Origin of the sequence: Streptosporangium fragile (assembly GCF_039534445.1) — a bacterium.
GTDB lineage: Bacteria > Actinomycetota > Actinomycetes > Streptosporangiales > Streptosporangiaceae > Streptosporangium > Streptosporangium fragile.
Genome location: NZ_BAAAVI010000068.1, coordinates 31,710 through 46,370 on the forward strand (window position 1 = coordinate 31,710; position 14,661 = coordinate 46,370).

The window sequence follows — 14,661 nt, forward strand, 5'->3', positions numbered from 1 at the left end:
TCAACGTTGTAAATAGCCGCCGCCGCGCTCCGCGGGTGGCCGGGGACGGCCGTTCCCGGCCGGTTGTTACGATCGGCCGGTGCCCCAACCGGGAGGCGGAGCGTGAGCGGACGCCCTTACGTGCTGCTGAGTTGCGCGATGTCCGTCGACGGATACATCGACGACGACACGCCTGAGCGGCTGCTGCTCTCCAACGACGAGGACTTCGACCGGGTCGACGAGGTCCGCGCGAGCTGCGACGCGATCCTGGTCGGGGCGGGCACGATCCGCCGTGACGACCCCCGGCTGCTGGTCCGGTCGCCCGAGCGCAGCCGGGAGCGGGTGGCGCGGGGCCTGCCGCCGTCCCCGGCGAAGGCGACCCTGACCGCGTCCGGTGACCTCGACCCGGCCGCCGCCTTCTTCGCCGCCGGAGACGCGGACAGGATCGTCTACGCGGCCTCGGGGGTCGCCGCCGCGCTCCGCGCCCGGCTCGGCAGGACCGCCGCGGTGGTCGACGCGGGTGACCCGGTCGACCTCGGCCGTGTCCTGGACGACCTGTCCGGGCGCGGGGTGCGCCGCCTCATGGTCGAGGGCGGCACCTCGGTGCACACCCGCTTCCTCCGGGAGGACCTGGTGGACGAACTCCACCTGGTCGTCGCCCCGTTCTTCGTGGGCGACCCCGCCGCCCCCCGCTTCGTCGCCGGCGGCGGCTTCCCCCGTGACCGGCGGCGACCCATGCGCCTGGCGGAGGTCCGTCCGATGGGCGGCGTCGTCCTGCTGCGCTACCTGCTCACCTGAGAGGCCCGTATGAACGACCACGACTGGCTCCGCCTGGCATGCGACCTGGCACGGTGCTGCCCGCCCTCGGAGACCGCCTTCTCCGTGGGGGCCGTGGTGGTCGACGCCGACGGGCGGGAGATCTCCCGCGGACACTCACGCGAGGGCGACCCGCACGTCCACGCCGAGGAGTCGGCGCTCGGCAAGATCTCTCCGGGAGACCCCCGGCTGCCCGGCGCCACCGTCTACAGCAGCCTCGAACCGTGCAGCAGGCGCAGTTCCCGCCCGCGCACCTGCACCCGGCTGATCATCGACAGCGGCGTCCGCCGTGTGGTCCTGGCCTGGCGCGAGCCCCCGGTCTTCGTCGACTGCCACGGGGCCGAGGAACTCGCGGCGGCCGGGGTGACCGTGGTGGAGCTCCCCGAACTGGCCGGCCTGGCCCGCGAGCCCAACGCCCACCTCCTCGCCCGCTGAGCCTTCCTCCGCCGGACGCGAACCATCGGGTCCCCGCCGCCATCTGACAGGATGCGCCCCCCGGCGCCGACGAGGCAGGACGACCACGTAGAAGGACAGGACGACACCCCCGATGAGCGACCTCCCCCACGTCACCGACCTGTTCGACCCGCGGGACCTGGACGCCGCGATCGCCTCCGGGCACGTTCGCAGGCAGCTCCATCCGTCCGAGCCGCTGCAGATCCTCAACTACACCGAGAAGGCCCAGGTCGACCGGGCCTGGCACGCGGTCACGCTGGCCTGCCGGGGGCTGATCCTCGACGACCGCGGCCGGGTGGTGGCGCGGCCGTTCCGCAAGTTCTTCAACCACGGCGACCCGCTGGCGGGAGAGCTGGACCTGTCCGCCGAGGTCGTGGTGGTCGACAAACTCGACGGCTCGCTCGGCATCCTCCATCCGACCTCGGCGGGGCCGGCCGTCGCGACCAGGGGGTCCTTCACCAGCGACCAGGCGGTCCACGCCACGGACGTGCTCCGCGCCCGCTACGGCGGTTTCCTCCCGCCGGAGGGCCTGACGGTCCTGTTCGAGATCGTCTACCCGGGCAACCGGCTCGTCTGCGACTACGGCGACGTCGACGACCTGTTCCTCATCGGCGCGGTCGAGACGGCCACCGGCAAGGTGCTGGCGCCTTTCGAGGTCCCCGGCTGGCCCGGCCCGTCGGCGCGGGTCTTCGCCGTCCCGTCGCTGGCGGAGGCGCTCGCCATGCCGCCCCGGCCGGGCGCGGAGGGAGTGGTCGTGCGGCTGGTCGGGACCGGCCGGATGGTCAAGATCAAGCAGGCCGACTACCTGGCCCTGCACCGGGTCCTCGCCGGTCTCAACGCCCGCGTGGTCTGGGAGGCGCTCGACGCGGGCCGGACCGCGGCGGACGTCTGCGAGGACCTGCCGGACGAGTTCCACGGGTGGGTCGCCGATCTCGCCGAGCGGCTCGTCCGCGAGACCGACGAGATCGTCAGGGGGGCGGAGGAGGCACACCGGCGGATCCTGGCCGGACTGCCGGGCGGCTGGGGCCGCGGCGACTACGCCGCCCTGGCGGCCCGCTCCGAGTTCCGGCCGTGGCTGTTCATGCTCCTGGACGGCAAGGACCCGCGCCCGGCCGTCTGGCGCTCCCTGCGCCCTTCGGGTGACGACCGTCCCGTCCACCTCGGCGGGGACGCCGGGTAGATCCGCGCGGTCCCCGGCCGGGCGTCCGCCCGGCCTGGCGGGGCCGGGCGGACGCCCGCGACCCCCGGTACCGGTCCCGGGGTTCCGGCTCCGGTACCGGACCGGCGGAGAGTTTTTACGTCCGGGCCCGATAAGAGGGCGCTCACCGGATAGACGGACCCCTGTCCGCTTTCCGGAGGCTCCGGCCGGGAGGCCCGGGAAGCGCGACGGTCCGGGACGAGAAGATCCGCCGAGGGATGGGAGAGCATGATGACCGAGACCAATCCGGAGATGGACAACCCGCCGGCCCAGGTGCCGGACGACAGGGAGAACGCCGGGGGCGACACCACACCGAGCGGGACGGACCTCGAGGGCCCTCCGGCGCAGGTTCCCGACGACCGCAAGAGCGCTCCCGGCTCCGGGAACCAGTGATCCGCCGGATTCCGGTCCGGGCGCGCGGGAAACGTGAGGGCCGGGGCCGCCGTGCGGCGGCCCCGGCCCTCCGGTGTGGTGGGTCAGTCGGAGGTCACGGCCTCCAGCAGGTCACCGACCGGGGCGTCCGGAAGGGCCTTGGCCACGTCGGCCAGGGCCACCATCCCGACCAGGCGGTGGCCGTCGATCACCGGGAGGCGGCGTACCTTGTGCGAGGACATCGTCCGCAGGATCTCCCTGGCGTCGTCGTCGGCGCCGATGGTGACGGCCTCACCCTGGGCGAGGTCCCCGGCGTGGGCCGCCTTGGGGTCCTGGCCCTTGGCCAGCACCTTCACCACGATGTCCCGGTCGGTGAGCACGCCCTTGAGCCGGTCGTCCTCGCCGCAGATGGGCAGGGCGCCGACGTCCAGGCGGGCCATCTTCTCGGCGGCGTCGAGCACCGTCTCGTTCGCCCTCACGCACTCGGGATTCGGGGTCATGATCTCGCGCGCGGTTGTCATGCTCGCTCCTTTCGACGGGTGTGGATCGAGGGACGCGAAGCCGTTCCGCTGCCCCCGTGCGGGGAGCCGAAACCGGTTCGCGCGTCCGTCGCCGGCTCAGCCCTCGACACCGGTCGCGTGGTGCGGGGCGCCGACGGGCTTGGACTCGGGTGACCCGCGCTGGCGCAGGTAGATGGAGAGGGCGACCATCGACAGCACGGCGAGGAACTCCGACTGCCAGTTCTGCAGGGTGCGGTTCCAGAAGTCGGCGGAGACGACGTACTCGCCCCAGCTCACCGGGTCCTGCAGCTGCGCGAGCTGGTCGGCGTTGTAGCTCGCCGTGCCCGTCACCGACTGGGCCAGCCAGGAGAGCAGGAAGATCCCGCCCATGGCCAGGCCCAGCGAGTTGCCGTACAGGCCCTGCCGCAGTCCTCCGTTCCGGGCCCAGGGCGGGCTGTCCGGCTCGGCGTGCCGGCCGACCTGCTGGTCGGCGTCGCTCTCCCCGCCCTCCTTGCCGGGTTCCTTCGACTCCGGGGAGCCGCGCTGCACCAGATAGACCGTGGCCAGGATGAACAGCAGGAACTGCAGGTACTCCGACTGCCAGTTCTCCGCGACGTCGACGGTGAACTCGGCGGAGGTGACGTACTCCACCCACGAGACCGCCGTCCCGCCCTCGGCGATCTGCCGCTCGTTGGCCGCGGCGTGCCCCGCGAAGGACTGGCCGACCAGGGAGAGCACGAACGCGGTCAGAAAGAACAGGCTGAGCGCGTTGTCCTTGACGAAACGTCTCATCGTGCCCTCCTAGCGGTGCAGCAGGCCGATGGCGAAGAAGTAGACCAGGCCGACCGTGATGATCGTGACGGTCGTGACGAACATGACGCGCATCTCAGGTTTTCACCTCGCAGTCGTACGGCAGGTCACCGCGAGGTTCGCAACCCGCGCCGCGCACCAGCCAGCCCTTGGGGAACCGGTGCAGGAAGACGGTGTCGCGGGTCATCCGCACCTGGGCCTCGTCCCCCCAGACCTGGACGCCCAGGATGTCGCCGCCGGGCAGGTCGAGCCCGACGACCGCGGCGGCGCAGGTCTCGCTCCCGGTCCGCAGGCTCTCGGCCGCCTCCGGCGCGAGCAGCGCGCAGGCGCGCTCCCCGTCGCGTCCTTGCACCGCCGCGTAGAACTGCCGGGCGGCGTCCTCCGCGGGGGCGTCCTCCGCGGAGGCGCAACCGGTCAGGCACGCCGTCAGCGCCGCAGCGGCCACCAGCATGCTCTTGATCTTCATTGACATCCCCTACCCCTCCCGGTGCCGATCTCACGTCCCGGCGGGGCCGGATGCGCGGCGTGGGCCGGGGGTCGTGCCCGTGACGCGACCGAGCAGGCGGTCCCAGTCGGACAGGAAGCGTTCCAGCCCGTAGCGTTCGAGCGCGGCGACCCGGGCGGCCTTGCCCGCCTGCCGGGCCGCGGCGGGGTCGGTGACGAAGGCCTCCAGCGCGGCGGCGAGGGTGCCGACGCGGGTCGAGACCACCCCGGCCTCCGGCGGCACCGCCTCCACGGCCTCGGTGGTGGCCAGCGCGACGACCGGCATGCCGAGCAGCATGGCCTCGATCAGCGACAGGCCGAGCGAGGTCCAGCGGTAGGGGTGCAGGTAGACGCGGCGGCGGGCGAGCTCGGCGTGCATCGCCGCCTGCGGCAGGTCCTCGAAGGTCCCGACGGGGACCCCGAGGTGTTCCGGCAGGCCGGTGACCTTCATGCCGAAGACGTCGAGCGGGACCTCGGCGGCGAAGGCGGGCAGCAGGTCCGTCCCGGCGACGCGCTCGCGCCGGACGGGCTCGTTGACGACGACGCCCGCCCGGGGCAGCTCGCCGGTGTAGCGGTGCCCGGGGTCGACGACGCCGTGCTCGATGACGTGGGCGGGCGCCCTGCCCGAGTCCCAGAACAGCGCGTTGAAGTGGGTGACGTGCACCAGCGGGATGTCGGCGCGGTCGGCCAGCGGGTGCCGGGTACGGGGGACCTCCCCGGCCGGGGTGTTGTGCTCGACGTAGACGGCGGGCACGTCCCGTCCCGGGGCGCGTCCCAGCCACGCGCGGGCCAGCTCCACCTCGTGCGGGCGTTGCAGGACGACCACGTCGACGTCCTCGTCCGCGAGCCGGTCCCACGGCACCTCGCGCACGGTGCCGGGCCACGGGTAGGTCAGGGCGCGGCCCCGCCCGTCGGGCCCCCGGTCCGGCACCAGCGGCACCAGGTAGTCGTGGCCGCCCCGGACGAACGCCGTCGTCCACGATCCGTGCACGTGCCAGAGCAGAATCCTCATGCCGTTCTCCCGGTGACGGTGCCGTCCAGGGCCGGATCCCGTCCGGCGGTCGGGCCGTCGGCGCGCCCGCCGGCGGGGGCGCCGGCGGGGCCGCGGACCGGACCGGCCAGGACCAGGTCGACGGCGGCCTCCAGGTCGCGGGCCACCTCGGCGGCGGCCGCGACCTCGCAGGCGAGGGTCACCGGGGTGGGGACGAGGATGCCGCGGGCCCCGGCGGCGCGTGCGGCCTCGACGTCACGGCCGATGTCCCCGATCACCACGCAGTCGCGGACGTCCACCCCCAGCTTCTCCGCCGCCGCGAGCACCAGCCCGGGGGCGGGCTTGCGGCACCCGCACCCGTCGTCCTCGCCGTGCGGGCACACCGCCCAGACGCCGAACGGCCCCAGAAGCTCCTCCACCCTGGCGTTGACCGCGTCCACGTCCTCGGCGCTGATGAGTCCCCTGGCTACCCCCGACTGGTTGGTGACCACGCCGGTCGGCACGCCCGCCCGGCGCAGCCGCTCCAGCGCGGGCAGCGCGCCGGGGACCGGCTCCACCCGGGCCGGGTCGCCGTTGTACGGGACGTCCGCAATGAGGGTTCCGTCGCGGTCGAAAAGGACGGCGGCCGGTCGTTCACAGCGCATCGGCGAGTACCTCCTGCCTGCTCTCCATCCCTGACCTCTGACAGGCGTCCGCGATACCCGGCGAAGTGGGCCAACAAACCCAGAAATAACTACTGAGAGTGACAAAGTCCAGCTTAAATGGCCTCTAGCTGGGGTTATATCCGATTTCTTTGTTTGAGAAGCGCTTCTCTCGGTAGTCACTAGGTATCGGAGGAGAGGTCAATTCATGAGATTTCTCGGGATCAACGCGATCTTCCACGATCCAGCGGCCGCTCTCGTCGTCGACGGAGAGGTGGTCGCCGCGGCCGAGGAGGAGCGTTTCAGCCGCCGCAAACACGGCAAACGCCCTGTCCCTTTCTCGGCCTGGGAACTACCGGAACAGGCCGCCGCCTGGTGCCTGAAGCAGGCGGGCCTGCGGCCGGAGGACCTGGACGCCGTCGCCTACTCCTATGACCCCGGTCTCGTGCGGCCGGGCGGGCCGGGCCTCGACGAGCGCTGGGAGGACCTGCGCACCACCTACGCGCGGCGCGCGCCGGCCTTCCTGGCCACCGCCCTGCCGGGCCTGGACGCCGCCCAGGTCCGCTACGTGCCCCACCACGTCGCGCACGCGGCCTCGGCCGGCCTCGCGGCGCCGTACCGGGACTCGGCGGTGCTGGTCTGCGACGGACGCGGCGAGGCGGTCTCGCACCTGGCCGGGCACTACCGCGACGGGGAACTGACGATCCTGGCCACCCAGGAGCTCCCGCACTCGCTGGGCCTGATGTACGAGGAGGTCACCGAGCATCTCGGCTTCCTGCGCTCCAGCGACGAGTACAAGGTCATGGCCATGGCCTCCTACGGCGAACCACGCCACCTGGGGGAGCTGCGCGAGCTGATCCGCTCCGACGGCGAGGGCGGGTTCCGGGTCGAACCCATCGACTGGGGCGGGTACGCCAAGGCGCTGAGCAAGGGCGAGCCCTGGACCGAGGAGCACGCCGATCTCGCGGCGAGCGTGCAGCGGCGCCTGGAGGAGGTGCTGCTCGACCTCGCGCGGTGGCTGCATGGCAGGACCGGCGACCGGTGCCTGACCATGGCCGGGGGCGTGGCGCTCAACTGCGTGGCCAACACCCGGCTGCTGGCCGAAGGGCCCTTCGAGCACCTGTGGGTGCAGCCGGCCGCCGGGGACGCCGGCACCGCGCTGGGCGGGGCGCTGCACCTGGCCCGCGTCTTCGGCGAGCCGGCCGCGCCGATGCCGGGCGCCGACCTCGGCCGCGGATGGACCGAGGAGGAGCTGGCCGCCTGGCTGCGGGTGGCCCGGGTGCCGTACGAGCGCCCCGCCGACCTGCCCGCCGCGGTCGCGGCGGAGCTCGCCGCCAACGGGATCGTCGCCTGGTTCCAGGGACGCAGCGAGTACGGCCCCCGGGCGCTGGGCCGCCGCTCGCTCCTGGCCCACCCCGGGTACGCCGCCAACACCGAGCGGCTGAACGACGTCAAGGGCCGCGAGCAGTTCCGCCCGGTCGCCCCGATGGTGCTGGCCGAGCGCGCCCGCGAGATCTTCGAGCGGGGCCCGCTGCCCAGCCCCTACATGCTCTTCGTGCACGACGTGCGCCCCGAGTGGCGGGACCGGATCCCGGCGGTCGTGCACGTCGACGGCACCGCCAGGATCCAGACCGTGGACCGGGCCGACGACCCGCTGCTCGCCCGGACGCTGGAGGAGTTCGAGCTGCGCACCGGCCTGCCCGTGGTGGTCAACACCAGCCTCAACACGGCGGGGCGGCCCATGGTCGACGATCCCCGGGACGCGCTGGAGTGCTTCGGCTCCTCGCCGGTGGACCTGCTGGTGCTCGGCCCCTTCCTGATCCGCAGGGGGGAGACATTCGCCTCATGATCACCGTGGTGGTTCCCACGATCGGCCGGCCCAGCCTCGCCGCGACGCTCGCGGCCCTGGACCCGGACCTCGACGTCATCGTGGTCGACGACCGGCCGCCGCCGTCCGCGACCGGCGAGCCGGGTGTCGGCCTCCTGGAACGTCCCGCCCCCGCCGCGGGCCGGGTCCGGGTGCTGCGCTCCGGGGGCGGGGGACCGGCCGCGGCCCGCAACGTCGGGTGGCGGGCGGCGCGCACCCCCTGGATCGTCTTCCTGGACGACGACGTGGTGCCCCGGCCCGGCTGGGCGGACGCGCTCCGCGCAGACCTCGCCGGGCTGCCGGACGAGGTCGCCGGCAGTCAGGGGCGGATCGAGGTTCCGCTCCCGCACGACCGGCGCCCCACCGACGCCGAGCGCAACACGGCCGGTCTCGCCACCGCCGACTGGATCACCGCGGACATGGCCTACCGGCGGTCCGCGCTGGAGCGCACCGGCGGCTTCGACGAGCGCTTCCCGCGCGCCTACCGGGAGGACGCCGACCTGGCGCTGCGGATGATCGAGGCCGGGTACCGGCTGGTCAGGGGCGAGCGCGTGACGGTTCACCCGGTGCGCGACGGCGGCCTGTGGCACAGCGTCCGCCTCCAGCGCGGCAACGCCGACGACGCGCTGATGCGCCGCCTCCACGGCCGGGACTGGCGGGCCGCCATCGGCGCGCCGGGGCGGCTGCGCCGGCACGCTCTCGTCACCGGGCTCGGCGCGGTCGCGCTCGGGGCCGCGGCGCTGCGGTCGGGCCGGGTGGCCGTCCTGGCGGGGGCGGTCTGGGCGCTGCTCACCGCCGAGTTCGCCTGGGCCCGGATCGCCCCCGGTCCCCGTACCGGACGGGAGATCGGGCGGATGGCGGTCACGTCGGCGGTCATCCCCCCGGTGGCGTGCGCGCACCGCCTCCGCGGCGAGCTGAGGGTCAGGCGATGACCGGCACCGCCGAGGCGGGCACCGTCCTCGTCGCCCGCCTGGACAACGCGGGCGACGTCCTGCTCGCCGGGCCCGCGATCCGGGCGGTGGCCGCGGGCGCGCGCGAGGTCGTGCTGCTCGCGGGGCCGCACGGCCGGGCCGCGGGCGAGCTGCTGCCGGGCGTGTCGAGGGTGGTGGAGTGGCGGACCCCGTGGATCGACCCCGCCGCGCCGCCGATGACCGGCCCGCACGCCCTGCGGCTGCTCCGGATCGTCCGGGAGGTGGCCCCGGAGCAGGCACTGATCCTCACCTCGTTCCACCAGTCACCGTTGCCGCTGGCCCTGCTGCTGCGCCTGGCGGGCACGCCGCGGATCGCCGCGATCTCCGCCGACTATCCCGGCTCGCTGCTGGACGTGCGGCACGTCGTCGACGAGGGCCTGGACGTGCCGGAGGCCGAGCGCATGCTCGGCCTGGCCAGGGCGGCCGGGTTCGACCTGCCGCCCGGGGACGCCGGGAGGCTCGCCGTACGGCACCCACTGCCCGAGGTGGGCCACCTCACCGGCCCGCCCGGCTACGTGGTCGTGCACCCCGGTGTCTCGGCCCCCGCCAGGTCCTGGCCCGGGGAGAGCTGGGCCCGCGCGGTTCACGACCTCGTCCGCGCGGGTCGCCGCGTCGTGGTCACCGGCGGCCCCGGCGAGCGGGCCCTCACCGCCCGGGTCGCCGGCGGCGCCGGGCTGCACGGGCTCTCCCCCGGCCCCGCCTTCGCGGGCGGCTGGATGGCCGGTGGCCCGGCCCACCTGCGCTGCTGGGCGCCGATCGAGGCGCTCGGGGGCGCGGGAGGGGCCGCCGAGGCGCCGGTCGCGGCCCCCCCGGGGCCGGAAGCGCCCGCGGGGGCGCCGGCCGCGGTACCCGTGGGGCCGGAAGCGCCCGCGCGGAAACTGGCCGGTGTGCTCGACGGCGCGGCAGGACCCGCCGGGAGGTCCGTCGTCGACCTGGGCGGGCGGACGAACTTCGCCGAGCTGGCCGCGGTGCTCGCCGGGGCCGCCGCGGTGGTCGTGGCCAACACCGGCCCGGCCCATCTGGCGGCGGCCGTCGGCACCCCCGTGGTCAGCCTCTTCGCCCCCGTGGTGCCCGCCGGGCGCTGGGCGCCGTACGGCGTGCCGGTCGTGCTGCTCGGCGACCAGCAGGCTCCCTGCCGCGGGACCAGGGCCAGGGTGTGCCCGGTTCCCGACCACCCCTGCCTCTCGTCCGTGCCAAGCGCTCAGGTCGTCGAGGCGGTGAACCGCCTGACGTGCGTGAAGGAGACCGTCACATGAGGATCGCCCTGTTATCGGAGCACGCCAACCCCCTCGCGACCATCGGCGGTGTCGACGCGGGAGGACAGAACGTCCACGTCGCCGCGCTGGCCACGGCGCTCGCCGGGCGAGGGCACGAGGTCACCGTCTACACCCGGCGCACGGCCGGGGACGAGCCGGACCGGGTGTCCCTCGGCCCGGACGTGACCGTGGAGCACGTCCCGGCGGGCCCCGCCGTCGCCCTTCCCAAGGACGAGTTGCTGCCGTACATGCCGGACTTCGCCGAGTACCTCGCGCGGCGGTGGGCCGCGAACCCGCCCGACGTGGTCCACGCCCACTTCTGGATGAGCGGCCTGGCCGCGCTGGCCGCCGCCGGGGAGGTGGGGGTGCCGGTCCTGCAGACCTTCCACGCGCTGGGCACGGTCAAGCGGCGCTGGCAGGGCGCCGCGGACACCAGCCCGGCCGGGCGGATCGCCGCCGAGGCCGACATCGGGCGCAGGGTCCACGCGGTCATCGCCACCTGCACCGACGAGGTGAAGGAACTGCTGCGGATGGGCGTGCCCGGCGACCGGGTCGCCGTGGTGCCGTGCGGGGTGGACCTCGGGCTCTTCCACCCGGACGGGCCCGCCGCCCCCCGCGGGGCGCTCCGGCGCGTCCTCAGCATCGGCCGGATGGTCCCCCGCAAGGGCGTGGACACCGTCGTGCAGGCCATGCGCCACCTGCCGGACGCCGAGCTGATCGTCGCGGGCGGCGAGCCCGGGGACGAGGAGGCGGCGCGGCTGGCCGCGACGGCCGCCGCGTACGGCCTGTCGGACCGGGTCCACCTGGTCGGCAGCGTGGCACGGGACGAGGTTCCGGCGCTGATGCGCTCGGCCGACGTCGTGGTGACCGTGCCCTGGTACGAGCCGTTCGGCATGGTCCCGCTGGAGGCCATGGCCTGCGGGGTGCCCGTGATCGCCTCCGCCGTCGGCGGCCACCTCGACACGGTCGCCGGGTGCGGGATCCTGGTGCCGCCGCGCCGGCCGCGCGCCCTGACCCGGGCCCTGCGCGACGTGCTGGGCCGTTCCGGGCTGCGGGCCTCCCTCGCGGCGGCGGGGCTGCGGCGCGCCCGGTCCCGGTACGGCTGGCCCCGGGTGGCCGAACGCACGGAGGCCGTCTACCTCGACGTGCTCGCCGGTCGCCGCATGACGATCGCCGTGGCGGGAGGCTGACCATGCATCCTCATCTCTCCCGCCTGACCAGCGCGCTCTCCGCCGTGGACGCCAGCACTCCGACGATCTCCATCTGGGGACGCAAGCTCGCCGCCGTGCTGAGCGGCGGCGGCCGGCTGCTCGTCTGCGGCAACGGCGGGTCCGCCGCCGAGGCCCAGCACCTGACCGCCGAGCTGGTCGGCCGCTACCGCGACGACCGGCGCCCGTACGCGGCCATCCCGCTGCACGGCGACACCTCCTCCGTCACCGCGATCGCCAACGACTACGGCGCGGAGGAGGTCTACGCCCGCCAGGTACGGGCCCACGGGCGCCCCGGCGACGTCCTGCTGTGCCTGTCCACCAGCGGGTCCAGCCCGAACGTCCTGGCCGCCGCGCTCGCCGCCCGCGAGTGCGGCGTGACGACCTGGGCGCTGACCGGCCCGGCGCCCAACCCGCTCGCCGGGATGTGCGACGACGTCCTGGCGGTCCCCGCCGAGGACACCTGCACCGTCCAGGAGGTGCATCTCGCCGTGATCCACATGCTCTGCGAGTCGGTCGAGGAGGTTCTGGAATGAGCGCCGGTCCGATCGTCGTCATCGGCGACACGCTGCTGGACGCGGACGTCGAGGGGGACGCCGACCGCCTGTGCCCCGACGCCCCCGTCCCGGTCGTGGCGGCCGGCCAGGAGTTCCGCCGCCCCGGCGGGGCCGGCCTCGCGGCGATGCTCGCGGCCGCGGGCGGGGCCGAGGTGACGCTGATCACCGCGGCCGGCGACGACCCCGCCGGGCGGAGCCTGCGCGGCATGCTCTCCGAGCGGGTGGAGGTGGTGCGGCTGCCGCTGCGCGGCACCACGGTCACCAAGACGAGGGTGCGCGCCCGCGGCCAGACCCTGCTGCGGATCGACACCGGCGACGGGCGGGCGGACGGTGCCCCGGACGCCGCCTCGGCCCGCCGGATCGCCCGGCTCCTGCGGGACGCGAGCGCGGTGCTCGTGTCCGACTACGGCCTCGGCGTCGCCGAGGTGCTCGCGCCCTCCCTGCGTGACCTGCCCGCCCCGTTGGTCTGGGACCCGCATCCGCGCGGTCCGGCACCGGTGCCGGGGTGCGCGCTGGTCACGCCGAGCGAGTCCGAGGCGAGGCTGCTCAGCGCCCGGCCGTACGCCTCGCCGGGCCAGACCGCGCGTCACCTCGCCCGCCTGCTGCACGCTCACGCGGTGGCGGTCACCCTGGGCGAGCGGGGGGCCGTGGTGTCCGGGCCGGACGGCCGGTTCACGCGGATACCGGCCCCGGAGTGCCCGCCCGGCTCCGACCCCTGCGGCGCGGGCGACCGGTTCGCGGGCGCCGCCGCGCTGGCGCTGGGCGCGGGCGCGACCGCCGAGGACGCCGTCGCGGCGGGTGTCCGGGAGGCCGCCTGCTTCGTGGCCGGGGGCGGGGCCGCGTCCGTGCGCGTACCGCCCCCCGCCACCCCCGGCGACCGTCCCCGCACGGCCCTGGAGGTCGCCGACCTCGTCCGCGCCACCGGGGGCAGGCTGATCGCCACCGGCGGCTGCTTCGACCTGCTGCACGCCGGGCACGTCAGCCTGCTGCGCCGCGCCAGGGCGCTGGGCGACGCGCTGATCGTCTGCGTCAACTCCGACGAGTCGGTCCGGCGGCTGAAGGGGCCCGGCCGCCCCGTGGTGGGCGAGCAGGACCGGGCCGAGGTGCTGCGCGCGCTGGAGTGCGTGGACGCGGTGGCGGTCTTCGGCGAGGACACCCCCGAAGCGCTGATCGAACGGCTCCGGCCCGCCGTCTGGGTCAAGGGCGGCGACTACGACGCCCGCGCCCTGCCGGAGGCCGAGACCGTCCGGCGGGGCGGGGGAGAGGTCGTGATCCTGCCCCAGGTGTCCGGACGGTCCACGACCAACCTGATCGCCGCCGTGCGGGCGGCCAGCTGACGCGAGGAGAGGCATTCATGCTCGGAAACATCCTGATCACCGGTGGCGCGTCGGGTCTCGGCCGCGCCTGCGCCCTCGCGGTCGCCAAGGAGGGAGGCCGTCCGCTGGTCGTCGACGTCAACCCGCCCGACGACGGGATCGACCACGTGATCGCCGACCTCGCCGACCGGGCGGACGCCGAGCGGGCGGTGGTCGAGCTGGCCGAGCGGGCGGGCGGCCTCGACGGCGTCGTGACCGCGGCGGGCATCGACGCCTGCGGGCGGCTCGAGGACGTCCCCGCCGACACGTGGGAACGGGTGGTCCAGGTCAACCTGCTCGGCACCGCCTCGGTCGTCCGGGCAGCCCTGCCGTATCTGACCGCCTCCCGGGGCAGGATCGTCACCTGCGCCTCCACGCTCGGCGTGCGCGCCGTGAGCGACGCGACGGCCTACTGCGCGTCCAAGTTCGGGGTGGTCGGCTTCACCCGCGCCCTGGCCGCCGAGCTCGCCGGGCAGGTCGGGGTGACGCTGCTCGTCCCGGGCGGCATGCGCACCCACTTCTTCGACGACCGCGCCGAGCAGTACAAGCCCGGCCCCGACGCCCGCCTCAACCAGCCCGAGGACGTCGCCGCGACCGTCGTCTTCGCCCTGGGCCAGCCGGAGGGCTGCGAGATCAGGGAACTCGTCGTCTGCCCGGCCACGGAGACGTCGTGGCCGTGAGCGCGCCCGTGCCCGGCCCGCCCGGAGACGTCCCGGCCGCGGGGACGCCGGGTCCGGAGCGGCCGGGACCGGACGCGCCGGTCGTGCTGGTGCTGCGCGGACTCGGCCTGGGCGACCTGCTCACCGCGGTCCCCGCGCTGCGCGGGCTGCGGCGGGCCCACCCGGGGCACCGGATCGTGCTGGCCGCCCCGGCGCCGCTGGCGCCCCTGCTCCCGCTGATCGGCGCGGTGGACGAGCTGCGCGACGTGTCGGGGCCGGGGCCCCTCCCGCCGGGCCCGTCCCCCGACGTCGCGGTCAACCTGCACGGCAGCGGGCCGCAGAGCGTCGCCGCGCTCCTCGGCACCCGCCCGGGACGGTTGCTCACCCACGCCCACCCCGACGTCCCGGACGTGCGCGGCCCGGCCTGGCGGCGCGATACGCACGAGGTCCGCCGATGGTGCGACCTGCTCGCCTGGTACGGCGGCCCCGCCGACCCCGCGGACCTGCCGCCCGCGCCGCCCGCCCCGCCGCCCGCCGGACCCGCC

General features: G+C 75.3%; 16 protein-coding genes and 1 pseudogene. 12 read left to right on the plus strand and 5 right to left on the minus strand.

From position 1 onward, the window contains the following. The first annotated feature begins 102 nt into the window (after positions 1-102). The 4 genes from ABD841_RS32510 (at position 103) to ABD841_RS32525 (ending at position 2,839) form a co-directional block, all read left to right on the plus strand. On the plus strand, positions 103-777 hold the full coding sequence (locus tag ABD841_RS32510; RefSeq protein WP_344979777.1) for a RibD family protein: 675 nt from the start codon (positions 103-105) through the stop codon (positions 775-777). 9 nt (positions 778-786) lie between these two features. Then, positions 787-1,230, plus strand: a complete 444-nt coding sequence (locus tag ABD841_RS32515; protein WP_344979779.1) for a cytidine/deoxycytidylate deaminase family protein — start codon at positions 787-789, stop codon at positions 1,228-1,230. A 112-nt stretch (positions 1,231-1,342) separates the two neighbouring features. Further along, positions 1,343-2,428 (plus strand): RNA ligase, encoded by a 1,086-nt coding sequence (locus tag ABD841_RS32520; RefSeq protein WP_344979781.1) that lies wholly within the window; start codon positions 1,343-1,345, stop codon positions 2,426-2,428. Positions 2,429-2,677: 249 nt separating this feature from the next. Continuing rightward, a complete protein-coding gene (locus ABD841_RS32525; RefSeq protein WP_344979783.1) occupies positions 2,678-2,839 on the plus strand; it encodes a hypothetical protein in 162 nt (53 codons plus the stop codon). Between the two features lie 83 nt (positions 2,840-2,922). Here ABD841_RS32525 and ABD841_RS32530 read toward each other — a convergent pair whose 3' ends face one another. The 5 genes from ABD841_RS32530 to ABD841_RS32550 all read right to left on the minus strand — a co-directional run bounded on the left by ABD841_RS32530 (position 2,923) and on the right by ABD841_RS32550 (position 6,246). Further along, positions 2,923-3,339, minus strand: coding sequence for a CBS domain-containing protein (locus ABD841_RS32530; RefSeq protein ID WP_344979785.1), 417 nt, complete (start codon positions 3,337-3,339; stop codon positions 2,923-2,925). A gap of 96 nt (positions 3,340-3,435) precedes the next feature. Next, positions 3,436-4,110 carry a DUF6766 family protein gene (locus ABD841_RS32535; protein ID WP_344979787.1) on the minus strand — a complete coding sequence of 225 codons (675 nt, stop codon included), beginning with the start codon at positions 4,108-4,110 and terminating at the stop codon, positions 3,436-3,438. A 94-nt stretch (positions 4,111-4,204) separates the two neighbouring features. After that, complete coding sequence (locus tag ABD841_RS32540) at positions 4,205-4,600, minus strand: hypothetical protein (RefSeq protein ID WP_344979788.1); 396 nt, start codon at positions 4,598-4,600, stop codon at positions 4,205-4,207. 24 nt (positions 4,601-4,624) lie between these two features. Beyond that, on the minus strand, positions 4,625-5,623 hold the full coding sequence (locus ABD841_RS32545) for a glycosyltransferase (RefSeq protein ID WP_344979790.1): 999 nt from the start codon (positions 5,621-5,623) through the stop codon (positions 4,625-4,627). After that, a complete protein-coding gene (locus tag ABD841_RS32550) occupies positions 5,620-6,246 on the minus strand; it encodes a D-glycero-alpha-D-manno-heptose-1,7-bisphosphate 7-phosphatase (protein ID WP_344979792.1) in 627 nt (208 codons plus the stop codon). Before ABD841_RS32550 ends, ABD841_RS32545 begins: the two co-directional genes overlap by 4 nt. A 205-nt stretch (positions 6,247-6,451) precedes the next feature. On the opposite strand from ABD841_RS32550, the gene ABD841_RS32555 reads away from it, so the two are divergent. The 8 genes and pseudogenes from ABD841_RS32555 to ABD841_RS32590 all read left to right on the plus strand — a co-directional run. After that, on the plus strand, positions 6,452-8,092 hold the full coding sequence (locus tag ABD841_RS32555) for a carbamoyltransferase family protein (RefSeq protein WP_344979794.1): 1,641 nt from the start codon (positions 6,452-6,454) through the stop codon (positions 8,090-8,092). Further along, on the plus strand, positions 8,089-9,042 hold the full coding sequence (locus ABD841_RS32560) for a glycosyltransferase family 2 protein (protein ID WP_344979796.1): 954 nt from the start codon (positions 8,089-8,091) through the stop codon (positions 9,040-9,042). The genes ABD841_RS32555 and ABD841_RS32560 overlap by 4 nt, the downstream gene beginning before the upstream one ends. Then, positions 9,039-10,337: a glycosyltransferase family 9 protein gene (locus ABD841_RS32565; protein ID WP_344979798.1), complete on the plus strand. Its 1,299-nt coding sequence runs from the start codon at positions 9,039-9,041 to the stop codon at positions 10,335-10,337. Before ABD841_RS32560 ends, ABD841_RS32565 begins: the two co-directional genes overlap by 4 nt. After that, positions 10,334-11,527 (plus strand): glycosyltransferase, encoded by a 1,194-nt coding sequence (locus ABD841_RS32570; protein WP_344979800.1) that lies wholly within the window; start codon positions 10,334-10,336, stop codon positions 11,525-11,527. The genes ABD841_RS32565 and ABD841_RS32570 overlap by 4 nt, the downstream gene beginning before the upstream one ends. A gap of 2 nt (positions 11,528-11,529) precedes the next feature. Further along, positions 11,530-12,081, plus strand: a complete 552-nt coding sequence (locus ABD841_RS32575) for a D-sedoheptulose-7-phosphate isomerase (RefSeq protein ID WP_344979802.1) — start codon at positions 11,530-11,532, stop codon at positions 12,079-12,081. After that, a complete protein-coding gene (gene rfaE2, locus ABD841_RS32580; protein ID WP_344979804.1) occupies positions 12,078-13,439 on the plus strand; it encodes a D-glycero-beta-D-manno-heptose 1-phosphate adenylyltransferase in 1,362 nt (453 codons plus the stop codon). The genes ABD841_RS32575 and rfaE2 overlap by 4 nt, the downstream gene beginning before the upstream one ends. A gap of 17 nt (positions 13,440-13,456) precedes the next feature. Continuing rightward, positions 13,457-14,137 carry an SDR family oxidoreductase gene (locus ABD841_RS32585; protein ID WP_344979806.1) on the plus strand — a complete coding sequence of 227 codons (681 nt, stop codon included), beginning with the start codon at positions 13,457-13,459 and terminating at the stop codon, positions 14,135-14,137. Continuing rightward, a pseudogene (locus ABD841_RS32590) lies at positions 14,134-14,661 on the plus strand (hypothetical protein); the annotation flags it as partial. The gene ABD841_RS32585 and the pseudogene ABD841_RS32590, both read left to right, overlap by 4 nt.